29 protein-coding genes and 1 pseudogene are annotated in these 23,928 nt (G+C 54.8%); 11 read left to right on the forward strand and 19 right to left on the reverse strand.

Going from position 1 to position 23,928, the window contains the following annotated elements:
* Window positions 1-14 precede the first annotated feature (14 nt).
* A complete protein-coding gene (locus ACFWW4_RS16085; RefSeq protein ID WP_411891796.1) occupies window positions 15-1,439 on the forward strand; it encodes a gamma-aminobutyraldehyde dehydrogenase in 1,425 nt (474 codons plus the stop codon).
* 205 nt (window positions 1,440-1,644) lie between these two features.
* Here ACFWW4_RS16085 and ACFWW4_RS16090 read toward each other — a convergent pair.
* Window positions 1,645-2,275 (reverse strand): annotated as a pseudogene (locus ACFWW4_RS16090) (tyrosine-type recombinase/integrase).
* 172 nt (window positions 2,276-2,447) lie between these two features.
* Between ACFWW4_RS16090 and ACFWW4_RS16095 the strand changes: the two are divergent.
* Entirely contained in the window at window positions 2,448-3,071 is a 624-nt protein-coding gene (locus ACFWW4_RS16095; protein WP_411891797.1) for a LysE family translocator, read from the forward strand.
* A gap of 54 nt (window positions 3,072-3,125) precedes the next feature.
* Here the strand turns inward: ACFWW4_RS16095 and ACFWW4_RS16100 are convergent, their stop codons facing one another.
* From ACFWW4_RS16100 to ACFWW4_RS16120, 5 genes are all read right to left on the reverse strand, one after another.
* Window positions 3,126-3,761: a LysE family translocator gene (locus ACFWW4_RS16100; protein ID WP_411891798.1), complete on the reverse strand. Its 636-nt coding sequence runs from the start codon at window positions 3,759-3,761 to the stop codon at window positions 3,126-3,128.
* A 381-nt stretch (window positions 3,762-4,142) separates the two neighbouring features.
* Window positions 4,143-4,472, reverse strand: a complete 330-nt coding sequence (locus tag ACFWW4_RS16105; RefSeq protein ID WP_411891799.1) for a putative quinol monooxygenase — start codon at window positions 4,470-4,472, stop codon at window positions 4,143-4,145.
* A 4-nt stretch (window positions 4,473-4,476) separates the two neighbouring features.
* Complete coding sequence (locus ACFWW4_RS16110; RefSeq protein WP_411891800.1) at window positions 4,477-5,118, reverse strand: LysE family translocator; 642 nt, start codon at window positions 5,116-5,118, stop codon at window positions 4,477-4,479.
* A 200-nt stretch (window positions 5,119-5,318) separates the two neighbouring features.
* A complete protein-coding gene (locus ACFWW4_RS16115) occupies window positions 5,319-5,948 on the reverse strand; it encodes an MSMEG_1061 family FMN-dependent PPOX-type flavoprotein (RefSeq protein ID WP_411891801.1) in 630 nt (209 codons plus the stop codon).
* A 176-nt stretch (window positions 5,949-6,124) separates the two neighbouring features.
* Complete coding sequence (locus tag ACFWW4_RS16120; protein WP_411891802.1) at window positions 6,125-6,514, reverse strand: GFA family protein; 390 nt, start codon at window positions 6,512-6,514, stop codon at window positions 6,125-6,127.
* Window positions 6,515-7,079: 565 nt separating this feature from the next.
* Between ACFWW4_RS16120 and ACFWW4_RS16125 the strand changes: the two genes are divergently transcribed.
* Both ACFWW4_RS16125 and ACFWW4_RS16130 read left to right on the forward strand, forming a co-directional pair.
* Window positions 7,080-7,301: a hypothetical protein gene (locus tag ACFWW4_RS16125; protein ID WP_411891803.1), complete on the forward strand. Its 222-nt coding sequence runs from the start codon at window positions 7,080-7,082 to the stop codon at window positions 7,299-7,301.
* Window positions 7,232-7,576 carry an SOS response-associated peptidase family protein gene (locus ACFWW4_RS16130; protein WP_411891804.1) on the forward strand — a complete coding sequence of 115 codons (345 nt, stop codon included), beginning with the start codon at window positions 7,232-7,234 and terminating at the stop codon, window positions 7,574-7,576. The genes ACFWW4_RS16125 and ACFWW4_RS16130 overlap by 70 nt, the downstream gene beginning before the upstream one ends.
* Before the next feature lie 64 nt (window positions 7,577-7,640).
* Here ACFWW4_RS16130 and ACFWW4_RS16135 read toward each other — a convergent pair whose 3' ends face one another.
* Window positions 7,641-7,859 (reverse strand): hypothetical protein, encoded by a 219-nt coding sequence (locus ACFWW4_RS16135; RefSeq protein ID WP_411891805.1) that lies wholly within the window; start codon window positions 7,857-7,859, stop codon window positions 7,641-7,643.
* Between the two features lie 421 nt (window positions 7,860-8,280).
* On the opposite strand from ACFWW4_RS16135, the gene ACFWW4_RS16140 reads away from it, so the two are divergent.
* The gene (locus ACFWW4_RS16140) at window positions 8,281-9,345 is read left to right on the forward strand and encodes a PRC-barrel domain-containing protein (RefSeq protein WP_411891806.1); all 1,065 of its coding nucleotides are present in this window, start codon (window positions 8,281-8,283) and stop codon (window positions 9,343-9,345) included.
* A 177-nt stretch (window positions 9,346-9,522) separates the two neighbouring features.
* Entirely contained in the window at window positions 9,523-9,777 is a 255-nt protein-coding gene (locus tag ACFWW4_RS16145; RefSeq protein ID WP_411891807.1) for a GlsB/YeaQ/YmgE family stress response membrane protein, read from the forward strand.
* 36 nt (window positions 9,778-9,813) lie between these two features.
* On the opposite strand, the gene ACFWW4_RS16150 is transcribed toward ACFWW4_RS16145, so the two are convergent.
* The 6 genes from ACFWW4_RS16150 to ACFWW4_RS16175 all read right to left on the reverse strand — a co-directional run bounded on the left by ACFWW4_RS16150 (window position 9,814) and on the right by ACFWW4_RS16175 (window position 14,963).
* Window positions 9,814-10,953 (reverse strand): AI-2E family transporter, encoded by a 1,140-nt coding sequence (locus tag ACFWW4_RS16150; protein WP_411891808.1) that lies wholly within the window; start codon window positions 10,951-10,953, stop codon window positions 9,814-9,816.
* The gene (locus tag ACFWW4_RS16155; protein WP_411891809.1) at window positions 10,943-11,833 is read right to left on the reverse strand and encodes an endonuclease/exonuclease/phosphatase family protein; all 891 of its coding nucleotides are present in this window, start codon (window positions 11,831-11,833) and stop codon (window positions 10,943-10,945) included. Before ACFWW4_RS16155 ends, ACFWW4_RS16150 begins: the two co-directional genes overlap by 11 nt.
* A gap of 106 nt (window positions 11,834-11,939) precedes the next feature.
* Entirely contained in the window at window positions 11,940-12,887 is a 948-nt protein-coding gene (locus ACFWW4_RS16160) for a YihY/virulence factor BrkB family protein (RefSeq protein WP_411891810.1), read from the reverse strand.
* A 69-nt stretch (window positions 12,888-12,956) separates the two neighbouring features.
* A complete protein-coding gene (locus ACFWW4_RS16165; RefSeq protein WP_411891811.1) occupies window positions 12,957-14,108 on the reverse strand; it encodes a DUF3618 domain-containing protein in 1,152 nt (383 codons plus the stop codon).
* Window positions 14,098-14,493, reverse strand: a complete 396-nt coding sequence (locus tag ACFWW4_RS16170; RefSeq protein WP_411891812.1) for a phage holin family protein — start codon at window positions 14,491-14,493, stop codon at window positions 14,098-14,100. Before ACFWW4_RS16170 ends, ACFWW4_RS16165 begins: the two co-directional genes overlap by 11 nt.
* Complete coding sequence (locus ACFWW4_RS16175; RefSeq protein ID WP_411891813.1) at window positions 14,490-14,963, reverse strand: hypothetical protein; 474 nt, start codon at window positions 14,961-14,963, stop codon at window positions 14,490-14,492. The genes ACFWW4_RS16170 and ACFWW4_RS16175 overlap by 4 nt, the downstream gene beginning before the upstream one ends.
* A 288-nt stretch (window positions 14,964-15,251) precedes the next feature.
* On the opposite strand from ACFWW4_RS16175, the gene ACFWW4_RS16180 reads away from it, so the two are divergent.
* Entirely contained in the window at window positions 15,252-15,749 is a 498-nt protein-coding gene (locus ACFWW4_RS16180; RefSeq protein ID WP_411891814.1) for a DUF892 family protein, read from the forward strand.
* Between the two features lie 2 nt (window positions 15,750-15,751).
* Here ACFWW4_RS16180 and ACFWW4_RS16185 read toward each other — a convergent pair whose 3' ends face one another.
* Together ACFWW4_RS16185 and ACFWW4_RS16190 are read right to left on the reverse strand one after the other, a co-directional pair.
* A complete protein-coding gene (locus ACFWW4_RS16185) occupies window positions 15,752-16,537 on the reverse strand; it encodes a Crp/Fnr family transcriptional regulator (RefSeq protein ID WP_411891815.1) in 786 nt (261 codons plus the stop codon).
* A gap of 391 nt (window positions 16,538-16,928) precedes the next feature.
* Window positions 16,929-17,924 carry a GlxA family transcriptional regulator gene (locus ACFWW4_RS16190; RefSeq protein WP_411891816.1) on the reverse strand — a complete coding sequence of 332 codons (996 nt, stop codon included), beginning with the start codon at window positions 17,922-17,924 and terminating at the stop codon, window positions 16,929-16,931.
* An 85-nt stretch (window positions 17,925-18,009) separates the two neighbouring features.
* Here ACFWW4_RS16190 and ACFWW4_RS16195 point away from each other — a divergent pair, with 85 nt between their 5' ends.
* The 3 genes from ACFWW4_RS16195 to ACFWW4_RS16205 all read left to right on the forward strand — a co-directional run bounded on the left by ACFWW4_RS16195 (window position 18,010) and on the right by ACFWW4_RS16205 (window position 20,512).
* The gene (locus ACFWW4_RS16195; protein WP_411891817.1) at window positions 18,010-18,618 is read left to right on the forward strand and encodes a DJ-1/PfpI family protein; all 609 of its coding nucleotides are present in this window, start codon (window positions 18,010-18,012) and stop codon (window positions 18,616-18,618) included.
* 123 nt (window positions 18,619-18,741) lie between these two features.
* Window positions 18,742-19,305, forward strand: coding sequence for a helix-turn-helix domain-containing protein (locus tag ACFWW4_RS16200; protein ID WP_411891818.1), 564 nt, complete (start codon window positions 18,742-18,744; stop codon window positions 19,303-19,305).
* Between the two features lie 43 nt (window positions 19,306-19,348).
* Complete coding sequence (locus tag ACFWW4_RS16205; protein ID WP_411891819.1) at window positions 19,349-20,512, forward strand: MFS transporter; 1,164 nt, start codon at window positions 19,349-19,351, stop codon at window positions 20,510-20,512.
* Window positions 20,513-20,724: 212 nt separating this feature from the next.
* Here the strand turns inward: ACFWW4_RS16205 and ACFWW4_RS16210 are convergent, their stop codons facing one another.
* Together ACFWW4_RS16210 and ACFWW4_RS16215 are read right to left on the reverse strand one after the other, a co-directional pair.
* Window positions 20,725-21,357 carry a tyrosine-type recombinase/integrase gene (locus tag ACFWW4_RS16210; RefSeq protein ID WP_411891820.1) on the reverse strand — a complete coding sequence of 211 codons (633 nt, stop codon included), beginning with the start codon at window positions 21,355-21,357 and terminating at the stop codon, window positions 20,725-20,727.
* A 127-nt stretch (window positions 21,358-21,484) separates the two neighbouring features.
* On the reverse strand, window positions 21,485-22,270 hold the full coding sequence (locus ACFWW4_RS16215; RefSeq protein WP_411891851.1) for a MauE/DoxX family redox-associated membrane protein: 786 nt from the start codon (window positions 22,268-22,270) through the stop codon (window positions 21,485-21,487).
* Window positions 22,271-22,422: 152 nt separating this feature from the next.
* Here ACFWW4_RS16215 and ACFWW4_RS16220 point away from each other — a divergent pair, with 152 nt between their 5' ends.
* Window positions 22,423-22,695 (forward strand): metal-sensitive transcriptional regulator, encoded by a 273-nt coding sequence (locus tag ACFWW4_RS16220; protein WP_220750648.1) that lies wholly within the window; start codon window positions 22,423-22,425, stop codon window positions 22,693-22,695.
* Window positions 22,696-22,699: 4 nt separating this feature from the next.
* Here the strand turns inward: ACFWW4_RS16220 and ACFWW4_RS16225 are convergent, their stop codons facing one another.
* Both ACFWW4_RS16225 and ACFWW4_RS16230 read right to left on the reverse strand, forming a co-directional pair.
* Window positions 22,700-23,578, reverse strand: coding sequence for a CopD family protein (locus tag ACFWW4_RS16225; RefSeq protein WP_411891821.1), 879 nt, complete (start codon window positions 23,576-23,578; stop codon window positions 22,700-22,702).
* Window positions 23,575-23,919 carry a copper resistance protein CopC gene (locus ACFWW4_RS16230; protein ID WP_298299719.1) on the reverse strand — a complete coding sequence of 115 codons (345 nt, stop codon included), beginning with the start codon at window positions 23,917-23,919 and terminating at the stop codon, window positions 23,575-23,577. The genes ACFWW4_RS16225 and ACFWW4_RS16230 overlap by 4 nt, the downstream gene beginning before the upstream one ends.
* Between the last annotated feature and the right edge of the window lie 9 nt (window positions 23,920-23,928).

The raw sequence follows: 23,928 nt of genomic DNA on the forward strand, positions 1-23,928 counted from the left end.
AAGGGAGATCTCTTATGGAAACTAAAATGCTGATCGGCAGCGCCTTCGAGGCGGGGACCGAGACTGAGGAAACCGTATTCAATCCGCGCACCGGCGAGGTGATCGTCAAAATGCCCGAGGCAAACGCAGATCAGATCGACCGCGCTGTTGCCGCGGCCCGCGCTGCGTTCCCGGGCTGGGCCAAGACCACACCGGCAGAACGCGCAACGCTCTTGCTCAGAATCGCGGATGCGGTTGAGGCAGATCTCGACAACCTCGCTGCCTTGGAGGCGCTGAATTGTGGCAAACCGATCAACGAGGTGCGCGGTGAGGAAATTCCCGCAGTTGCCGATTGCTTTCGCTATTTCGCAGGGGCCGTGCGGAACATGCACGGGCCGGTCGCGGGGGCCTATATGGAAGGGCATACTTCCATGATCCGGCGGGATCCGATTGGTGTCGTGGCCTCGATCGCACCTTGGAACTATCCCATCATGATGATGGCTTGGAAACTCGCGCCAGCACTTGCAGGTGGAAACACAGTCGTGCTGAAACCATCCGAGCAAACACCGCTTACGGCCCTGGCCTTTGGCAAGATCCTGTCAGACATTCTGCCCGAAGGCGTAGTGAATGTTATCACGGGGCAAGGCAGTTCCGTTGGAAATACACTAGTGAACCATTCAGACGTCGACATGATCTCGATCACTGGCGATGTGGCGACCGGCAAGAAGGTTCTGGTTGCGGCCTCCAAAACCGTCAAACGCACGCATCTGGAACTTGGCGGAAAGGCACCGGTCATTGTATACGGCGATGCGGACCTTGCGCGGACAGTCGATGGACTGAAAGCCTTCGGTTACTACAACGCGGGGCAAGACTGCACTGCCGCCTGCCGCGTTTATGCGCATGCGAGCATCTACGACAACTTCGTCGCGGACCTGAGTTCTGCCGCTGCCAGCATCGTCTACAACAACGCCGATGATACCGTGAACGAGATCCCTCCCCTTATTTCGCTACGCCAACGCGACCGCGTGGCCAGCTTTGTGGAACGCGCGTCTGAGCAATCACACATTGAAATTGCAACCGGCGGCACCGCAGTCGACGGGTCGGGCTTCTACTATAGCCCGACAGTGATTGCCGGTGCGCAGCAAGCCGACGAGATTGTGCAACGCGAGGTGTTTGGCCCAGTTGTGTCCGTCACGCGGTTTACCGACGATGATCCGGTCATCGATTGGGCAAATGACAGCCCCTACGGCCTTGCGTCGTCCGTTTGGACCAGTGATATCGGTAAGGCGATGGAAGCCTCTGCAGCACTGCAATACGGCTGCACTTGGGTGAACACGCACTTCATGCTGGTCAACGAAATGCCGCACGGCGGCCTGAAGCAATCAGGTTACGGCAAAGACATGTCGATGTATGCTTTGGAAGATTATACCGCTGTGCGACATGTGATGATCGCGCATTAATCTGGAACAAATGACCGGTAGAAAACAAGCGGTGAGATTCACCTTTCGCAACGAGGAAGCGGCGAAGCCGCTGTCTACGTCCCCATTCGCGACCAAGATTGCGCGTCCGACAGATTTGAATGTCTGCTTTCAAAAACACGACACGGAATCTGCTGGTTGCGCAGATGGATGCCAAGGGCCGCCCGCGACAACGACCCTAAGGTTGCTAGATTTCAATGGCCTCGGCGATTGCTAGAGCGTCCTCAAGTTCGACGCCCAGGTACCGAACTGTGCTGTCCATCTTGGTGTGACCAAGCAGAAGCTGAACCGCCCGCAAGTTGCCGGTATTTATAGATCTGGGTCACCTTTGTTCGCCTCATCGAATGCGTGCCATATGCGCTCGCTTCTAGACCGATCGACGTGACCCAATCGCGGACGATCCGTGCATACTGGCGTGTGGAGATGTGCAGGCGTTCATGTAACCGACCCGGCCAAAGGTACTCCGAGCCGACCATGAGCTCATCTTCCATCCACTTTTCGACCGAGGCGCGTGTGCCTTCGGATATCTCAAATCGCACAGGTTTCTGCGTCTTACTTTGCAGTACCGACGCCCGTTCCTTGATCTGACCTGAAGCCATGACATCAACGACCTCCATCTTCACCAGATCGCAGCCGCGCAGTTTGCTATCGATCGCCATGTTGAACAGCGCGAGGTCTCGATGGTTCTCGGCCAGTTCAAGCCGAACTCGGATTGCCCAAACGTGTTTGGGCTTCAAAGGCCGTTTCTGACCAACGATCCGGCCCTTGTTCCATGCAGGGCGCAGTGCACGAATGGCTGGTAGGTTTGGTGTTTCCATGACTGATCCTCCGATCCGCCATGCCCTCCACAACGACAACCCGACGTTGACGAGGTACCATATCACATGATTGCTGCGCTGCCTCTGAGGTCGGCAACGAGCCCATGTTGCAAATTTTCTGCGTTGAAGCGAAGGTCAGCTTTGGTTGCTAGGCAAAAGGGGCGGTCAGACTATGTTGGAACTGTTCGCGACGACTTTTGTTGCTGGATTGCTGTATGTGTTTATCCCCGGACCGGCGACGCTGGCGGCACTCAGCCTCTCAGCAGGCCCCGGACGCATGGCTTGCGCAACGTTCCTAACATGTCACCTTCTTGGTGATCTGGCTTGGACGATCCTTGCAATTTCAGCCATCATCGGCGTCTCGCAAGCTGGCCCTTTGCTTTTCGATGTTTTGGGACTCACGTGTGGCGCTTATCTCATTTGGTTGGGGATAAAGGCGCTCCGTAGTCATGGTTCGAACAACGGCACTATTGTCGACGTGCCATGGAAATCAGGGCTCATTTTCGGGTTCACAAATCCCAAAGCCTATCCATTTGCGCTGGCGATGTTCACGGCTGTTTTCGCTCGATTTGAAGACGCGATGACCTTTCAGAATGCTGTTCCGCTCGTCCTCGCAGCGTTTCTTGGGTTCTGCGTCGCGACGCTTGGTGTGGTGTTCTGGACAGGGCTTCCTTTAACAAGACGCATCTTCGCACGCCACAGTCGTCTCATCACGCGCGCCATCGGAGTTGTGTTTATTGCGGCCGGTGCGAAGTCTATCGGCACGTCGGTCTCGAACATCAGACTTCGTGCGTGACATCCACTTTCAAGCCGTCCGGCAACGACAGCGCGCAGATATCACTGGGCTTGGTTAGATTGAAGACCGGCGCAATGTAAGTGTAGCCAATCCCATGCCGATCAGAATGCTGCCGCTGACGCGCTTGAACCAAGCAATGATGGAAGGCCTGCGGATCACGCCCCGCATACGGCTAGCCAGCCTCCCATAGAAAAACGCATTCAGCCAAGCGAGGCAGGTGAACGTTGCAATCGCTGCAACGAACTGAGGCAAGAGAGGTACAGAGGTGTTGATGAACTGAGGCACAAACGCGATGAAAAACGCAATGGGCTTTGGGTTTAATGCAGTCACGGCAAAACACTGGCGGAATATTCGGTACGAACTCATTCGCGAACCGTCCGTCTTCGACTGCCCGATGCTGCTGCCCGCTGACTGAATCGTTCGAATGCCAAGCCAGACGAGATAAGCCGCGCCAACCCACTTGAACAAAGTGAAAACTTCAGCGGATGCCATCATCACTGCGCCTAGACCAGCGAGGGAGACCGTCATCGCCGTGAAGTCCCCCAACGCAACACCAGATGCGGCGACCGGTGCAACACGCGGTCCGTTTGAAAGACCGAGGGTAATCACGAGAAGGATGGTCGGACCAATTGGAAAGATCAGAAACACGGTCGATGCCACTAAGAAAGCAAGCCAAGTCTCAAATGTCATTTACTGCGCTCCTCAACTGATCTCGCTGGCGGGCGGCAAGTCGCCAAAACCCTGCTTTTTGAACAAAACGCCATGCCATAAAGGCGAAGGGGATCAGTACAGTCAATCGTATTTTGCCAACAGCGGACATTCGAGATGATATCCTGAACGGCGGCAAAGTCCCGCGATCTGTAAGTTCGACCAGCGTTGAATTTTGCGCCTGCAGCGAATGACCGGAAAGCGGGTTGCAACCGCAGCATGGCAACAGCATGCCGAATGTCTCTTATGGGCCGGGAATGGGCAGATAGTTCTAGAGATGATGCTTGGCGGAGAACGGCAGGATCCGAGCCTATTGCCTCCGAAGTGCTGCAACGGGATGAATGTCGGGTTTGAAAGAATGCCTCAACAGGCGTAGGGGACAAAAGGAACGCGCTCTCGCAGCTCGACTTTCGGCAGCAACTCTTCAACGGCGCTTTGGAAATGCGCTGACTCGTTGTGTGCATCCCACCCGTCAGCGCCTCTGTATAACTCGTAGACAAAAAATGCGTTTGGATCTGTCGGTGACCGGTAGGGCATAAAGAACTTAACGCCTTCCTCAGCCATCGTCGGCGCAATCAGGCGCTCAAGAATGTCGGCGACAGCGTCCGCTTCGCCTTCTTTCGCAACTATATTGATAGCAACCACGAAGCCGTCATTAAGGTTGGCAGCGGCAGGGTCGGGATATTGCGTCATGCCTTCAGTTCCTGCTGGTCAGTAGACGCAAACCGGCGAGCGCGAAGAATGTGCCCAAGACTACTTGGATACCCCGGCGCGCCTTACCGTAAATCCGAACCATAGCAGGCGTAGAGAATGCAATCGCGTAGAGGAGGTGGATGACCATCGATAGCGCGAAAGTGCCTAACACGATTACGGCCCCGACCCAGAGCGGCGCACCTTCCTGCAAACCCAGCGAAATGATCGCGATCCAGGCCAATGCCGCTTTCGGGTTGGTCATCTGGATGATGTAGCCCCGCTGAAGGTAGCCGAACGGCGTGCGACGTCCCCCGGCCAGTTCCTTCGCCTCGATATCGTGGCTGGAAGTGGCGGATTTGAAGGACTTGTAGGCCAGCCAAAGCAGGTAAAGCCCACCAAAAATCTTGATCAAAAGCAGCGCCGAGGCATACGTCGCCAAGATGGCCGACAGGCCAAACACCGTGAGCAGTGCCCAGGTAAATGAGCCAGTCGCGACCCCCAAGGCTAGCGCCATGCCTGACGCGCGATTGACACTCATCGAAGTGCCAATGACGGCAAGGATGTTCGGCCCGGGACTGGCGATGGCGAGAAGAAAGGCCGAATAGGCGAGCAGAATGCCGGGGAGATATAGAGATACGTCTTGCATGGTTCGACCTTTCGCAGCGCTGTTGTGTTCACACTATGTTCCAGACAAGGAATTCTAGCAAATGATTTCGCAATGGTGGAAGCCGACATTTGTGCAACCTCAACGAATTGCAGCAGCGTCCTAGCTTTCTTACAGTTGCGTCTGAAATCCAACCGATGTGCATTTAGAGGCGAGAATGGCAGAAATGTCGGCCTTGCGGATCAATACAAACGCGTGCCCTCATCAGCCGTATGATCGTCCTGCACCTCATCAAGTGTTTGTTCTCTATCGACCGTTGCGATGACCCACTCTGCCAGGGTCGGGGCAGATTTGCGCTCTGGCCAGTGATCTGGATGCCAAAGGTGCGAGCGAATGAATGATTTCGAACAATGCATGAAGGCTTCCTCAACATTGACCACGAGAGCGAGCAGGGGCTCTCTCCCATTGATGGCATGGCGCTTGCTGATTTTGGTGTCCCGGACGATACGGGCCGTTCCCGCAATTCGTAGAGTATCGCCATGGCCGGGCACTATGAACAAAAGGGCTATATTGGGGTCTTCTAGAAGGTTCTGAAAGCCGTCGACCCGGTGATTACCAAGCCGATCCGGGATGATCAGGGTTTTGTCATCGTAGACCTCTACGAAACCAGCCGGATCTCCTTTCGGCGATATGTCGATCAATCCCTCTGACGTCTTGGTCGCCACGATGATGAACGGTGCAAGGGTAATGAACTTTCGTGCAACGTCGTTCAGTCGATTGGTCACTTTGAGGAATGTATTGGTAAAACCCTCGGTGGGCAGGAGTTCTCGGAGGCGTTCTACGGTCTCAATCTGTTCATCGAACTCCAGCACAATACACACCCTGGGTTTGTAGATCTCGAGCGTACTTCAAGTATGGCGTTTCTCATAGCTGTCATTGTGGATGGAAATTCCGACGACCGTGTCTTCCTGCTTTGCAGTCATCGACTAGGTTCTTGTGAACAAAAACAGACGACCAAATGCCTCTGAGGTCTGCAGTGAGTCCATAATTATCCTTTGATGATTGCTGCCTCATCCCACACCTGCGCAGAGTTCGGATAAATTGATTTTTCTGGTTCATACTTGCCGGGATCGTCCAGTGAAGACGCGTGTACATAGATTCGGTCACTCATCCTTTGGCTGTTCCGCGTAATCTGTGATCCGCAATTCGGACAGAAACCACTGAAGGTTGACTGCCCTGATCCACCCGACATTTCGTATGTTTTGCAGGTATCAGTTATCGCAAAGTCCTCGCGTGCGAGAGGCATCATCTCTGAATGCCCCGAGCCGGTGAGTTGTTGGCAATCACGACAGTGGCAACGAAACATTGGGGCGTCTAAACGGATGCCTTCATAGCGAACCAGCCCACATTTGCATCCACCAAGCATTCGCTCTGACATCGCTGTTCCTCCGCTTCAAACGTTACAACAAAAGCCTCAAAATGTCAGCTTTGTTAGCGAAGCGACCCCCCCCGTCTCGCTATTTAAGTCGTGAGCTGACCTTGTCGGGCGGGTTAGTCCAACTCTCTTTGGAAAATGCAGGTATCTAGGCATGCGCTTGCCATACCAAGCCTCTGACCCAACTGCGGCAACGGGTCTGTTCATGCGCGGCCTTTGAGGGTACCCGTTATCGGTCGCAGCGTGAATTTGAGGTGGACAGTGGCAGAGGGACAGTGCGTCGATTGGTTCATGTAAAACGCTGATTTTAAACGGTAGTAGTAGTACTTAAGAAACGTTCGACTGCCATTCGGACCACCCATATTTTTGTCCCTCTATGCCCGCGATTGAGTCCAGTTGTCGCGCCATGTACGCTTGATCCAGTTCTTCCGGTTTGTGAGTGCCCATGTGTAACCTATATTCGATGACGAGTTCCCAAGCTGCCATCATTGATCTGATCAAGATCTGAGATGACCGCACCGGCAACCTTCCCTGTCTTCTCGGCATCTATCCCGACAAGATTGCCCCCGTGGTCATCAATTCGGATCAGCGGCGCGTCCTGACAAACATGCGTTGGGGGATGCCATCGCCACAGTTCACGTCGAAGGGGAAGAACTATGACAAGGGCGTTGCCAATGTGCGCAACACCAAGTCACCGCACTGGCGGCGCTGGCTGGGGCCTTGCAATCGCTGTATGGTTCCTTTCTCGGCCTTTTCGGAGTTCACAAGGGTCCAAAATGGTTCGCCCTGAACACCACCCAGCCACTGGCCGTCTTCGCTGGCATCTGGACGCAATGGACATCCGTGCGGAAGGTGAAAGATGGCAAAACCACGGATGACCTGTTCGCGTTCTTGACCACCGAATCCAATTCTATGGTCGCCGCGATCCATCCCAAGGCCATGCCGGTCATCTTAATCACCAAAGACGAAATTGACCTGTGGATGACGGCTCCGGTGGAAGACGCCCTGACCCTGCAACGGCCCTTGCCGGATGATCAGTTAGTCATGGTTGATGGCCCAGAATAACATGGCGGCGGTCCTGCAATAAGAACCACCGCCAATCACTCACTAACATATTCAGTCGCGCCACTCACAGCCAAAACCGAATTACCTGTTTTTTGGCGTTGGAATGTGACGAGATTGCGTTTTTATAGCCTGTCTTTTTGTGCAGCGGCGTCACAGTTTTGCCTTGGAACAGAAAATGAACTTCCGGCAGAAAACTGGGGTGTTCACTCCCCACTACCTCGCCCGCAGCGGCGATGACTGGTTGATCCGGTATCAGGGCGGTATGCGGGTCATTCTCGATCAACGCACGACCCCCCACAGGTGGTCATGGATGACATGGACCGATCCCCACATTCACGGCGTCTCTGACACGCTGGAAGCCGCGCTGGTAGCGGTCAAGGATGCTGTATTGGCCTTACCGCCGGAAAAGCGGACCAGACTAGCCCATGACCCAAGAGCGTCTGGAACCCCGAAAAAGCCTCCAAACTTATCAGAGATTAGTGCCACGACCCGGCATCTTACAAGGCGGCCTGCTAGGCTGCTTACAGCTTCAAGGATTGGCGGCATTGCTGATTCAAGCGTCCGGTGGAGATGCATAGCCGTTGCAAAACGTGTCGTTGACTCCCCATTGGGTAATCAATGGACGGGCAACATGGACCATCTGTACCCTGATGGGGTGCTGGGTTCTGTTCCGTCTTTATAGGGAAGAAACTATGAATTCGATCATGAAAACACTGCTCGGCACCGTAGCTTTCAGCGCTGCTTTTGCTGGCGGCACGATCGCTCAGACCAATACTACCGATACGGCCGAGTCCATTGTAGACACTCAAGGCGGCCAGGTCGTTGTACAGCAAGAGGACGCAACTGTAAACGTGATCGTACCTGACCCCAATGTCGAAGTGACCCAGGGCCAGCCCGTGGTGACTGTCACTCAACCACAGCCGGAAATCACTGTCGTTGTGCCGGAGCCCACCGTGCGGGTTCGTCAACAGGCCCCCATCATCACAGTAGAGCAGGCACAGCCGCAGATCACCGTGTTCATTCCTGAACCTGTCGTCACGGTCATGGTGCCAAAGCCCGTTGTCGATGTTGAGACCGGTGAACCGATAATCGATCTGAACCAACCCGCCCCCGTTGTGCGCTTTGTCCGTCCTGAACCGAAAATCACCATTCAGGAGGCCCAGCCGCGCATCGAATTCCAGCAGGGTGACGCACAGGTCAACATCACAGGCTCGGAGGCTGCTGATGTCAACGTGACGCAGGAGGAAGCACAAGTGAATGTGCAGCAAGGTGAAAGCGCCGATGTTTCCGTTACAAGTGAAGAGGCAGAAGTCAACGTCGTTGGCGGTGGTGAAGCGGACGTCGAGATCGAACAGATGCAGGCGCGTGTCGTCATGGAAGACTTCAGGGCTGATGCCGCCGGCAACATGACCAACGAAGATCGGGCGCGCTACCAGGAATCTGTCAAGATCCTGCCAATCTTCAACCAAAACGCAGAAGATCTGATCGGTCGCAGCGTCGCCACAGAAACAGGTGAAGACGTGGGAGAGGTCGATTTTATTGGTATCCGTGGTCAGACCCTCGTTGCGATCATCGGTGTCGGCGGCTTTCTCGGCATGGGCGAGAACGAAGTGGCGATTCCGGTTGAAAAGCTGATTATGCGCCGCGATGAACTGATCCTTCCTGAATTCACCCAGTCGCAGCTTGAGAATATGCCGGAGTATAACGAGCGTGAAGTACGCGTTCTCGATCCGGGTGTGCGTCTGGCGGAAGAGCTTGGCCTCGACTAAGCTGGCCAGGAAAAAGTCCTTCTGGGCCTTTTTCACCAGCCAGTGAACGACAGCGTTGTGGTTGTTTTTTTGATCACGGCGCTTGCGGGCGGGGTGCCGAAAGCCAATGTCACTTTGGATTCGATGCTTCGCCCATCTCACTTCAACGACCCTAGAGGGTAAAAAAGGAAGACAGGAATGACTGGTATAGGTTGGATCGGTTCGCTGATCATCGGCGCGCTAGCGGGCTGGATTGCAGAGAAGATCATGAAGACGGATCAGAGCCTGTTGATGAATATCGTGCTTGGTATTCTCGGCGCAGTGGTTCTGAACTGGTTATTGTTTGCGATCATCGGCACCACGCTGGGCGGTTGGATCGGGCAGTTGATTGTCGCGGCAGCGGGCGCATGCTTGCTCATCTATGCAGTACGCATGGTGCGTGGCCGAACCTAAAACAGAGACAGACAGGCGGAAGATGGTTTCGCCTGTCTATTTTTGCTGGATATCGGTCTTGTCCAGATTTCGATCATCGTCCACATCCCCTAAGAAACGGGCCAGTGTCTCCAATGATTCAGTCTCGTCGCAGGCGATCTTGAGGACGATCAGGATCGGCAGGGCGACGACCATTCCCATCACCGACCATATCCACGCAAAGAACGCGACAGACAGAAACACGACTGTGGTGTTCAACCTCATCCTGCGAGAAATGACGACCGGCGTGACGAACTGCCCTTCGATAGAGGTCAAGAAGATGTATGTGCCAAATACCCCTGCCGCCGCCCAAGTGCCGTCAAGGCTGACGAATGCAATGGCGGCCGCGATGGTCGCGCCAGCAAGCCCGCCTAAGAAGGGCACAAAGTTCAACCCGAACGCCATAAACCCGAGCAAGACCGCACCGGGCAGACCCCAAAGTGTCATCGCGACCGCGACGGCCGCCCCGAGGCCCGCGTTGATGATGGTAATGCCACCCAGATAGTACCCCAAACGGTCCTCAATGGCATGAAGGACTTCGACGGCGCGACGCTTGTCGCTGAAACGGTCAAAGCTCTGCACGGTCTTGGTCAAGAACATGTCACCGGAGGCCACGAGGAAAAAAAGCAGGATCAGTGCGAAGAGGATACGGCTCAAAAAGCCCGGAGCCATGCTGAATATAGTTGCCGCAACCCCAGTGTTCGAGACGACCTCAACTGCGACCGTTTCGGCGTCTTGATCTGCGATGATTTCTTCTGCGGCGACGGTTGCGTCGTTGATGGCTTCAAGTGTCCCGCCAGACGTCGACAGTTTTTGCTTGATTTGTTCCATCAGCGAAGGAAGGTCTTCGATGAACTGCGCGGCGGGCTCACTGAGTTGCACCAATAAGAGCACGATCAACGCCGTCAGGATCGATGTAAACAATGTTGCTGAAATGACAGGCGCAAACCCGATTTTTGCCAGCCAGCGGCGGGGTCTGTTCAAAACGAAATAGCCCAGAAATGCTGCTGTTACGGGGATCAGAAAATCGCTTGCCCACACCATTGTCTGAAGGAGCAACAGACAAAAAATACCGATTGCCGCTATCTCCAGTCGTTTCGAGGGGGCCTGCGTCAACACAACGTCGGTCGTATCCGAAGATTTGGTGTCAGCTTTCATGATCTGTGCTCCCGTCATTGTCGAAGTAGACGGTGACGGCCATGGGGAAGTGGTCGGAGCCAAAGCTCTCAAGCCGGTCGAACGATGCTAGATTGACGTCCTTCGTCAAAAATATCTGGTCAATAGGAAGGCGCATGAACGGATAGTCTGCATGAAAGCTGGCATACATGCCGCGTCCAACGCGCGGTTCGACAAAGCCGCCATAGCGCTTAAACCGTTTCGTGGTCCATGACCATGCCACGTCATTGAAGTCGCCCATGCATATTGTGGGTCGTTCCGACGAGGATGTCATCAGTGCGGCATTCTTGATCTGTTTGTCACGGACCGCTGTGTCGTTGCCCGGTACCGGGGGCCGAGGATGCAGGCCGATAAAGTTGAACTCTGTACCATCGCGCGCGCGCAGCACCGCTTTCAGTGCTGGTGTATCGTCCGCATCGGGCCACAGCAGGTCAACGCTGACCGGATCAAGCCGTGTGGCAAAGATCAGACCATAGTGGTCATCGGCGATGTGCATTTTCACCGTTGCATAGCGGTCAAGAACGTTACCAAGAGCGTCATGCCAAACCTGATCTGTTTCCATCAATAGCAGGATATCGGGGTCTTCTCGGTCAATGATGCGAGCCAGATCAGCATAACGCGTGTTTTCCATCAAGACGTTTACAGACATCATCGAAACCGGCCGGACCGATGCGGGTACCTCGACCAGCTCAACCTCGGTTTTGGCGAGCGGTGTGTAGGGAAAAACCTGCACGGATTGGTAGCACATGGCTGCGGCCATCAAAACAATCATTGGTAGCTTGAACGATACTGTAAACGGCAGGCACCCGATCAAAACCACAAGTGCCACGATTGCGATATGGACACGCGGAAAGTCCCACATGCGCACCCACCACGTCACACTGTTGGTCAAAGGCAATGCGGTCACAACCAGGACTGAAAGGGCCAAGACCCACAATAACGCATTCAACATCTGTATTTCTCGTCATTCATTTAGCGGCGGCCTCGCCCAGTACGTCCGCCTTTTTCGCATCCCGTGCGCCCATTGGCAGGTCGCGCCCTACGGTAGTATCAACTCGTGTCTGTGCCTCCAACTCTGCGTTCAATTCTGCACCCAATAAAATAATGAACCCGGAAATCCAAAACCACATCAGCAAAACAATGACGCCTGCAAGGGTGCCGAAGCTTTCGTTATAGGAACCAAAGTTGTTGACGTAGAATGCGAAACCAGCCGAGGCCACGACCCACATCAAACAACCGACAATGGCACCCACTGATGCCCACTTCCATTCAGCAGCGTCGCGCGACGGCGCGTAGCGGTACAAAACAGACAGCCCGAAAATTGTCAAAGCAACCAGCCCCAGCCACAAGCCGCCGGTAAGAATGATTTCGATCATTGGGCCACGATCGATAAACGCCAGAAGCGCAGGCAAGCCAAGCGTGGAAAGAAGTGCAATCAAAACGCCGACCACAAGAAAAATAGTCAGGCCGAAGGTGACAAGCTTGAGTTTGATAAAGCCGCGTTCTTCTTCTTCGTCATAAGCAACATTAATTCCCTGGATCAGGCTCGCCATGCCTTTGGACGCCGAATAGAGCGCCACCAAAATGCCGAAAGCGGCCGCCAGACCCAACCCGCCTTCGCGAGAGCCCGCTACAGCGGTGGCCTGATTTGTGATAATCGAGATCACTTCTTCAGGCATGACGCCTGACAGGCTGCTCAGTTGATCGACGATATCGTTCGGCTCAACAAGCAAGCCGCTAATCGCTATCAGCGCTGTAATTGCTGGAAACAGGGCCAATAGCCCGTAAAAGGCCACTCCCGCGGCAATCAGCCCGACGCGGTCGGCAGCAATCTCGTCTTTGAGACGAAACGCGACGTCCTTCCAGCCAGTCGCTGGAATGTCTACAGGTGTCTCAGCATTTCGACCGCGGGACATGGCACAGCTTTCTTAAGGGACATCACAAGGTCGAAAAGAAAGGGGCCGTGTGGCCCCTTTCGCTACGAATCATGTCTTGGGTTTTCCCAGCTTTTCTTCCTTGGCAGCCGACTTGGCTCTGTCGGTCACGCGGCCCGCAACAGATTTGGCCTTATGGCCAATCGCCTGCGCTGCGGTCTGATCGCCGGGTGTACCGCGATCGAGGTCGGCTTTGGCCTCGGACGCTATATCGGTCATCTCTTCCTTGACGGATTTAGCAACAGACATGGCCTTGTCCTTTTCTTCCTCGAAAATCCGCTCAGCCCGATCGATCAGATCGTCGCTTTGTGATCCCATCAGGTTGTCTTCGGCCTTTGTGCGCGGCAAGGCACCGCCAAGAGCGGCACCGACGGCCAGGGCCAACGCGCCCACGACCAGCGGCTGACGGTCATAGAAGTCAGCCGCTGCATCCGCACCGTCCTGCGCGGACCGTGCTGTCTGACGGCGCAGGTCGATGGCCTTTTGCCGTGCAGCGATGACGCGCCTGCGGCCTTCTTCCGTCAGGTTTTCGGTGCCTTCGGCGATGCGGCTGGCCGCTGCACTCGTACCATCGCGGGCTGTTTGTGCAGCCCTCTTCACAGATGACTTTGCAGAGGCCGCTGCACCCGAGATTTTCGAACCGGCAGTCGCCGCTGCATCCGCAGCGGATGATCCGGCATTGCGGGCGGCGTCTGAAACCGACGCTGCGGCGGATGAAGCACCGTCCTTGATTACTGCGGCACCGGAAGACGCCCGATCGGTCAGCGATAGACCATTGTCCGTATCATCGCGTGACCAAGAGGGGCCATCGTTGCGAGCGGCTGGATAGGTGGTTGGAGCGATATCGGGACGCCCCTGCCGTTCGCGCGTGCGGCGAAAGTCGGTCTCAACATCGCTGTAGCGATCATCGTCAAGACGATCCGAAATTCGCGCCTGCGCTGGCTGCTTCTGAGTGCCATTGCCGAACATCAACCATGCCAAGCCAATGCCCGTCAAAGCCAACGGGATCGGGTTCGCCTTGACCTGATCAGAGATGGAGCGGCCCATGTCGCCGCCATGTTCGCGAAATTGGTCGCCAATTTGGCGCACAATGGTGTCTATAGAGAACTTGTTCTGCAAGTCCTCAAGGTTTGAGGACAGATCAGAACGTTGCTCTTCGATCTCGCGTTCAATTTCATCAGGTGAGCGGGTATCATTTGTCATCGTAGGCGTCCTTTACAGCTGCTGCATCGCGACGCACGTTTTTCACGGTTCGCGTTGGTGCGAGGCTTGAGAGTTTGAGGTCGTTTGTGCCTTTGTTGAGCAACACATAGGCCAGCACACCCAACAGGGCGCCGACGATCAACGCTGCCCAGCCAGCGTCAAGACCTGCTTCGGTCAACGCTGCCACGATTGCTGCGACCAGTACATTGAGTGCGACCAGTGCAACAATCGCAGAGGCGCCGATCAAGCCAAGAGCTACACCCGCGCGCGTTACGTTCTCGCTGATTTCGGCGCGGGCCAAGTCGACTTCATTGCGGACCAGCGCACTCACGTTTTGCATGGCATCCGACAGAATGCCGCCTGCGCTTTTGTCATCCTTGCTCATGAGAAATCTCCATTCGTGGACGTGTAGGGCGCTTGCGCCGTGTGGGCGCTCGACGTGCCAGAAGCCTTGGCAAATCGTGTCGCGGCAAAGCCGATCAACGCGGCACCGCCCAAAAACACGAGAGGATTATTGCGCGCAAACACGGTCACGTCCTGAACCATCGTGCTGAGATCCTTGTTGCGCACAGCGTCGGAGGCGTCCGCCAGACCTTCCGCAATCTGGCCGAACGTACGTTCCTGAGGAGAGCCGTTGCGCATTTCTTCAGCGGCGGTACGCAATGCGGACGCCACTCCAGACATCTCGTTCGCGACCGATGACTTGGCTGCGTCGGCGTGTGTTTTGGCCGCATGCGCTGCGTCTTGTGCGGCTGAACCTGCCGCATCACGGGTGCGATCAGCAAGGTCGGATGCTGTGCGCTTAGCCGTGGCGGCGACGGTTTCCTTGGTGGTTTTTGGGGTATTGGTGGTCATATTCACACTCCTTTTGAGCTTCAGAGTACAAAGCTGACGATGGCCAGAACGATGACAACCAGTCCGACGAGATAGATTATGTTTCGCATGGATTCAGTCCTTTGTTTGAGTGGAGCTGCGATGGCGACCCCTTCTTCACATAAGGTAGCCGTGAATATGGCGGCTCCGTGCGCCGGACTTACTAATCTGGTTTAGGCTTTGGCCAATCATACGGAGTGAAGCACCGAAAGTGGCTGTTGTGCATATCACGTTCAGCTAGCGTGATGGCCTATCTTGAAAGGATAAATCATGAGCATCGATACCCTCGAAGACCTCTACCTTGAACAACTCAAGGATATCCACAGCGCCAATCGACAGGCGTTGGAGGTGACGAAGGAGATGGCAAAGGCGGCGTCTGACGAGGAACTGACCGAAACCTTGGACGCAGGTGCCGACGGAATTCAAAGTGGTATCGACGCGCTAGAGGCCATTGCCAAAAGTCACGAGGAAAGCGCTGTCGGAGAGCACTGCAAAGGCATGGAAGGTCTGGTGAAAGAAGCCCGCGCCCACGTGCTCGAAGAGACATTCGGCGACGACGCGACAAAAGATGCGATGATCATTACCCAGTATCAGCGCCTCGTCCACTACGCGATTGCGGGCTATGGATGTTTGGCCGCTTTTGCAGACCGGCTTGAGCTGGACAGCGATGTAACGGTATTGAAAAAGTGCTTGGATGTATCTTACGAGGGCGATCGTACGATGACGCAGATTGCGACCGGCGGGATCAATGCAGAGGCCGTGGCGTGATATCAGACCGGTTCGACCAAGTCGGTCGCGCCGGTCACTTCTTGGCCAATGGCTGGCGGGAACCAAGACGTGTCCATGTCGACGAAGGGGTTCACAAATTCGCAGTCTTTTTCCCAGCTGTCGCGCTTGAGCAACCGAACATAGGGCCGGTCGATCTCAATATCGCCATTCTCGACAAATCCTCGTAGCAGCTTGTTGACATAGATTGAGGTCAGCCCGACTGCCTGCCCAATCTCGACTTGACTGAATGGCACACGAAACCGGTTGCCCAGTCCCACATTGGCGACCTCAAGACGCGCGCGCAGTTGCAGCAGCCAGAATTTGAGCTTTCCCGTCGCATCCATCGATCCAAGGCTACTGGCGTGGTGACGCAATGCGATCTGATCAAGGCTACCGATTGAGGTTAGTAACGCGCCCAAACGCGGATAATCGATAAAAAGCGGGGCCAGACCCTTGCGCGGAAATGGGCAGATCATGCCGTCCGTTTGCATGACGACCCGGTGGTTGGCATGCGCAGATCCGATCTCGGCCAGACCGATCACTTCCCCGGGCAGATACACTCGCAGGATCTGACTACGCCCATCCGAACTGTCTGCTTTAACCACGGCCCAACCTGACTTTAGGACCACAATGCCCTCGGTCGCATCACCCACGCTTACCACCGGACGGCCTTTTCGATATGCAAGTTCCTCCTTTTCCAAGTCAGCAATGAAGGCGCATTCGTGGTCTGTGAGGGACACAAAGCGAGACAGACGGCTGACGAGGCAGCTATGGTATTTATCGGACATGTGTTAGCTTAACATAGCATGATCAGGCTGGTCCCGCATAACCGACAGGCGCAGCTGATAGTGGCGCATACCTCACACTTGATCTTTCAGAAAAGGGTTCTCACGGACCTCCTCCGCATCATTCTATCCGCCATAACTCCGCAGTTGGGTAGCCCAGACATGCTTTGGCTTGAAACGTCGTGTCTGACCGACTATCCGGCCCTTGTTGCAAGCAGGGCGAAGCGCACGAATGGCGGGTAGGTTTAGTGTTTCCATGACTGATCCTCCGATCCGCCATTCCCTCCCAAAACGACAACCCGACGTTGACCGAAGAAATATATCACAGGATGTTGCAAGCGCTCCTGTGACAGCAATGAGCCCACTTTACCTGATGCTGCGGAAGGCTTGAATGTCAGCTCTCGCGGAATGACGACTGATAGGTGGACGGTGATGTGCGAAGATGTCTGTGGAAGGCTCTTCGCATCCTTTCTTGATCTCCAAAGCCACATTCTCTTGCTACGATTTTGATGCTGTGATCCGTCTCAAGAAGCAGATTTCTCGCAGCGTCCACCCTCATTTTTTCCAACGAACTGGCTGGCGTCAGGCCGACTTTCGCTGCATAGCGTCGAGAGAAATTGCGCGCACTCATGGAGCATTTTGCGGCCATACTGCTGACACTGATACGCTTCGCGAGGTTTTCTCGTAGCCAGATATGTAGTTTAGAAAATTCGCCTGCCGAGTCTTGAGTTTGGCGAGCAAGATCGGAGCTGAACTGGGACTGTCCTGCCGATCTAATCATCGGGGTCACCAACGACCGAGCCAAGTGTAATGCGGGGTCCGGGCCCAAATCCTCTCGCACTACGGCCAGTGCCATGTCGGTGCCCGCTGTAATACCGGCTGACGTCCAGATTGAGCCTTCCTTGATGTAAATTGGGTCCACTTCGACCCTAACATTCGGGAATCTTCTGGCCAGCAATGCGCAGTCTTCCCAATGTGTCACCGCCCGCCGACCATCCAACAATCCAGCAGCGGCGAGCACAAAGGCACCGCAGCAAACAGAACAAATCCGCTTTGCTCTGGCTGAGAGTGTCGCGACATGCTCCACCAATTTCTTGTTGGTCTCAGCTACATTTGCCCCATCACCACCAACAATCACCAAAGTATCAATCTCTAGGCCTTTTGAAACATCGCACAACTCTTCCAAAGGCACGCTATCGACCTGAACAATGGTGTTGGTTTGAACGGGACCACCACTGACCGACGCAATGTGGGTTTTATAGGCAAGTTCAACTGTTCCGTCAGCGCAGGCACGCGAAAACACATGCAGGGGTCCGACAAGATCAAGCAGAACAATGCCGTCATAGACCAGAAACACAACATTGGGTTTGCGGCGGTCTGGCTTAGGCACGTTGGCGTGAAAAGAGGGCCCATTGTCATTTATGCCATGAGAGCAGCCCGCTATCCAGAGCGCATGAACTATTAGGAGACTTCAGATGAGAACTCTTGCCGCGCTTGTTTTTCCGGGTTTTCAAACCTTGGACTACTTTGGTCCGATCGAAATGCTTGGCGATCCGACCTATGAAATTGAAGTGACGACCGTTGCCGCGACGTCTGAACCGGTTCCTAGTCGACATGGTCAAAGGGTCGTGCCGGACATTACAATGGACGAGCGCACCGATTACGACTTGCTCTTTATCCCCGGCGGCGACAGCGCATTGGAAGAGTGCACCACGTCTGAAACCCTTCAGTGGATTCGCGATGTCTCAGATAACGCCGAACGGGTCATGGCTGTTTGCACGGGCACCATAATCCTTGGCATGGCGGGTGTGCTGGATGCAAGAAGGGCGACAACAAACAAGTTGGACTTCACGTCTACGGTACACCTCGCCCCAAAGGTCAATTGGGTGAAGCAGGCAAGATGGGTTGAGGATGGCAAGTTCTTTACGTCTTCAGGTGTATCGGCTGGCATAGACATGGCGCTCGGGGCCTTGGCAAATCTCTACGGTGAGGAAGAAGCAAAAAAGACTGCCTTTGGATGCGAATACACTTGGCATCGCGACCCAAACGAAGATCCTTTTGCAAAATTGGTGGGATTGGTTTGATGGCCAGACTTTCGACAGGATCGTAGTAATATTTGACCTTGAAGATTTCCTCGGAAACTCGACTTTGAAGTGCATAGCTGAGAACGTAAAATCGCAATAAGGCTGACATATGGCGAGTTGAACATGATGAAGAGATCGACACCTTTGCCGGTGTTTGGCGCACGATTAAGACGCGTGCGCACTGCGGTGCGTTTGAAGCAGCAGGGACTGGCTGACTTGCTTGGCGTGGATCAGGCGACCGTATCGAGATGGGAAAGTGGCTGTCAAACGCCTGAGGTCGATGTACAAGCAAAGGTCTTCCAAGCTCTGATGCCCTATCGTTCTGATGATGCAGCGCTCCGCCGGTTGGTGGAAACTTCCCCCGAATGCGTGCACTTGGTCGATGAAGCCACGCACGTTTGCCTGGCTTACTCCGCCAGTCGGGCCCGAGACTGGAAAGTCGGGCAAAGAGATATGCTCGGCATTTCTCTGTGGCAGTTTGCAACTGAAGAAATCCAAAAGGCGGAAGAGGAACTCGATTCTTCTGATTGGTGGTCTGCTTTGTTGCCGGAGCCCAAACTGTTCGTGACGTCCCAAGCGGATGATAGCCACATTCGGATCAATGCGGGGCAGATTTTGTGGGAACGCGTCTATCTAGCGGATGGAACACCTGCCCGGCTTGTCAGCGGAAGAGATCGCGCCGCATAATTTATGCGTGGGTCAATGAACACTGCGTAGATACCATCTATGAATGGCTGGTAACCGTATAAAGATTTTGCTGATTTTCACCCTCTGGGGTGCAGGTCTTTTGGCCGGCGGTCAGTTTGCTAAAGTCTCGGTCATCCTGTCTGAGTTTCAGATTATCTATCCACGGCAGACTGATCAGGTCGCATGGCTGCTCACGCTCGTGAGCGTTGTTGGTGCACTTCTTGGCGGTGTTGCGGCCAGCCTGGCGAACCGGTTTGGCTTGCGGCATGTGCTAATTTTGTCTTTGATCGCAGCGGGCGGTTTATCCCTCTGGCAATCCACCTATCCTTCATTCGCACTCATGGCGCTGTCTCGGTTTGTGGAAGGTGTAACGCATTTAGGGATTGTTGTGACCGCGCCAGCGTTAATGGCCGAGATAAGCACTGAAAGGTGGCGCGGTGCCACCATGGCCCTTTGGGGCACCTTCTTCGGCGTATCATTTGCGGTCTTTGGTTGGTTTGGCATCCCTTTTGTAGATCTTGTTGGTGTCAGTGGTCTTTTCCAACTCCACGGTGCTTGTCTATTGCTGATCGCGGTGCTTGTCGGTCTTTTGCTAAGGGGCCATCGCGTATCGGATGGGCCAAGCACTTCCTCGTGGCAGCATGGAAAATCAGCTTTGTTGGCTTTTCAAAATGCGAGGGTCGTTTGGTCCGGGATTGGCTGGCTATTTTACACGCTGACTTTTCTCGCCTTGCTGACGATTTTGCCTGCTCAATTGTCCGAAGACCTGAAGCCACAAATTACAACTGCCATGTCTCTTGTCGGCATCGCGACAGGCATTCTCATTCTACCTGTCGCCCTACTATACTTTAAAGCTACGACGGCGGTTCTTGCGGGTTTCCTACTGGCGAGTTTGATCACAGCTGTGGGTGCTTGGAGTAACCCGCTAGTCCTCGCAATTGCGTTGTTCGCCATTCTCGGCATCATACAAAGTGGAACTTTTGCTGCCGTGGCCGAGCTAAATCACTCAACCGATGCGCGGACGCTTGGCTATGGTGCCATGGCGCAGAGCGGAAACTTGGGAAACCTAATAGGAACGCCCTTGTTGTTATACGTCTTGAAGGTTTCGGACCTCGCCTCTTTGCTTGTAACCACTTCGGTGATCTACGGCATTGGTTTCCTCACGCTGTTCTATTTCACAGGACGTGTCCGTGGCGTTGGGAAGTGAGCTGAAACTATGAATGCGACTTTGGCGAAGCTGACTGAACCGGACATTCGGTGGTCAAACCTGAAGGTCTGAAAGGTCCGGCAGACCGTAAGTTCCATTCGTTCTATAGTTCGCAGCTGCAGCGAATGGCGGCTCTGACGGGCCGCGCTGCAGCATCTTGACCTATCGGCTAACGGCAGGAATGGGCCGCCAGTGAAGACGGCCCGGTAGGCTCAGATTTCAATGGCCTCCGCAATGGCTAGCGCATCTTCAAGCTCGACGCCTAGGTATCGCACCGTGCTGTCCATCTTCGTGTGGCCGAGCAAAAGTTGAATGGCGCGCAGGTTGCCGGTCTTCTTGTAGATCTGGGTCACCTTCGTTCGCCTCATCGAATGCGTGCCGGATGCGCTCGCTTCTAAACCGATGGATATAACCCAATCGCGGACGATCCGTGCATACTGGCGTGTCGAGATATGCAGGCGCTCGTGGAAGCGGCCAGGCCATAGATATTCGGAGCCGACCATGAGCTCGTCCTCCATCCACTTCTCGACCGAGGCCCGGGTGCCTTCGGAAATTTCAAAGCGCACAGGTTTCTTCGTCTTGCTTTGCAACACCGATGCACGTTCTTTGACCTGGCCAGATGCCATGACGTCGACGACCTTCATCTTGACCAAATCGCAACCGCGCAACTTGCTGTCGATCGCCATGTTGAAGAGAGCGAGGTCGCGATGATTTTCTGCCAATTCAAGGCGGACACGGATCGCCCAGACATGCTTGGGTTTTAGAGGCCGTTTCTGACCGACGATGCGACCTTTGTTCCATGCAGGGCGAAGTGCGCGAATGGCTGGTAGGTTTGGTGTTTCCATGACTGATCCTCCGATCCGCCATGCCCTCCCGAAACGACAACCCTTTGTTGACACGGAAGAATAACATAGAACACCAATTCCCGTCTTGGCGCCTAGATGACCAGTCAGAAAGATGAGCCGCTTTGGTTCAAACCATCAGCCAAAGCATCACGACCGCCATTCCGACCATCATCAGGTTTTCGGTGAGGCTCACAAACCCAAGCGGGACGTTTGAATTTCCACCGACGCAGGCGCATTTGAGCTCACGTTTATCGATGTAGACAGCCTTAAAGACGCTTACGGCTCCAATGCCCGCAACGAAAAGTGCCGCGGGAGCTGACACCCAAGTCAGGATCATGCCGGTCATTAGAATTCCCGCGCCTGTTTCGACGAACGGGTAGATATAGGCGTAAGGCACCCATTTCCGCGCGAGAAGGTCGTAGTTGAGGAACATCGTGGAGAAGCCCTCGACATCCCGCATTTTCTGCATGCCGAGAAGGATCATTGAGACTGAGATGAACCAGCCGAGTGTCTGCCACGTGATGGTGCCGAGGAAACCAATGGATAGCGCAATAGCGGTGAGAGCAGCGACGGCAAAGAGATAGAGCACTGGTCGATAGGTGGTCGCCTTTGGGTCCCAGCCGGTCAGTTTTTCGCGCAGGTCGGTGTAGCCGCCAACGCGTTCGCCTTCGATCCATGCTTGGGGCGTCGTCTTGACGTCATACTCAGTTTTGAAGGCGTCAACTTCGGCGCGTGTTCGGAAAAGTCTGTCATCGACATCATATCCCTGACGTTCGAGAAGCCAGCGCGCCTTTTGCCCGGATGGGCACAGATGATCAGGCAGCGCCATCCGGTAAAGCACAGCCGTTTTGCCCAACGCCACTTCGGCCGGGTTTGTATCAATGTGGGCAACGTCGCGCGTGTCCTTGGGCATTGGCTTTTCTTTTTCGGTAAGCTTGTTTTGAGGGCTGTGCTTGCTTGGGCTCTGTATTAACCTATATACCCCCTTAGGGTATATATTCAATAGTTTGAGCTTGATGCCATACTCACTCGACTTTTTCTCTGCCAACATGCGAAAAGAGAGTCATGCACGAAAACCGCGAAGCTACCTTGAAACGCCTTAAACGCCTGGAAGGCCAGGTCCGAGGGATCGCCCGGATGGTGGAAGAAGACCGCTATTGCGTTGATGTCCTGACGCAGATCGCGGCAGTACGGGCCGCGCTGAAAGGCGTCGAAAAGCTCGTGATTGATGATCACGCGTCACATTGTATCGAGGATGCACTTGCCTCAGGTGATCGGGAAGACCAGCGGGCGAAGTTCACTGAGCTCCTTGAACTGCTCGACAAAGCGCGCGGCTAAGTCTCTAAAGATTGACTGGTGGCGTCGTGACGCTTGTGAGTGTCGCCGTTGCCAACAGGATCAGGACTACAGCCAGCATTTCCATTGAAATAGATCGCCTCAGGGCATGTGCTGCACCGGGTATCTCAGCACGCAAAGCCGGGACCAACCTCAACTTATTGAAAGCTGCAAAGCCCAGGAGCATCGCAACAATCGCGACTTTTAGCAAAAGTCCTAAACCATAGGCTGTTCCAAACAAGGCAGTGACGGAGCCTGCAAGGAGCCAAGCGAGCGCTGTGCCTGCAAAGATCAGGAGGGCCACTCCGAAAGCGGCGACATTGCCAAAGTAGTGCAGAATGTCGGCACCAGCAGGGGTGAGCGCCGCCCGCCGCAATGGCACAAGCGCACCAACCCAGAAAGCAGCGGCAAGAAGATGCAGCACCAACATGACGGTCAGAAACACTCGGGGCTCCCCAAGAGCGTGGCCCACCTGAGCATAGGATATCGCTACGGCAACGGTCCCTGCCAGAGCGATCCATTGCCCAATTCGGGGGACCAGAATTGCCAGTATCGCAAGTTCACCCATCCCGCGCCAAATTGCGGCGGTCCCTAGTGGACTTTCCCAAACGAAGCCAAGCATCACAGGATCGGACGCGCCCTCTAAGCCCATCCCGGATATCCGGGCAGCACGAATGCCGAACCGGACGGCTAGCACAGCAAGCCCAACAAGCGCCGCAACTAATGCAATTTGACGGGCAAGGCGAAGCACAGACACCTCTGCGCGCTTGGCAAAGATGACGGAAAATAGCACGCCCCCCATAGCGAGCAAAGCCGCGCCATAGCCAATCGCCTTGGCCAAGATGGCCAAAACGACAAGACCGTCGATCGGTGCCAGTCCGGTCACTCAGTGACCGTGAAGGAGAAGCTGCCCTGCATCGGGTGGCCGTCCGACGCCATACCGCGCCAGTCGAAGCGATAGTTTCCAGGCGGAAGCTCTTCCGATGGCAAAGCCCGGAACTCTGTCGCGGGGTCCATACCTGTCTCGCGTTCGATTTCGACATCTCCATCTGGAGAGGTTAGCGTGACTGAAATGATGCGCATCGGATCATCGAACCGCATTGAAAGCTCCGGCACCTCTGTGACTGTCGCACCGTTGGCGGGTGTTGTGGCCTCAGATTTCGAATGGGCAAAGGCAAGAGCGGGAGCAACTATAACGGCCAAGCTGAGAAGAGTTTGTTTGATCATCTGAATTTT

The sequence above is a fragment of the Yoonia sp. SDW83-1 genome (genome assembly GCF_046762885.1).
Classification (GTDB): domain Bacteria; phylum Pseudomonadota; class Alphaproteobacteria; order Rhodobacterales; family Rhodobacteraceae; genus Yoonia.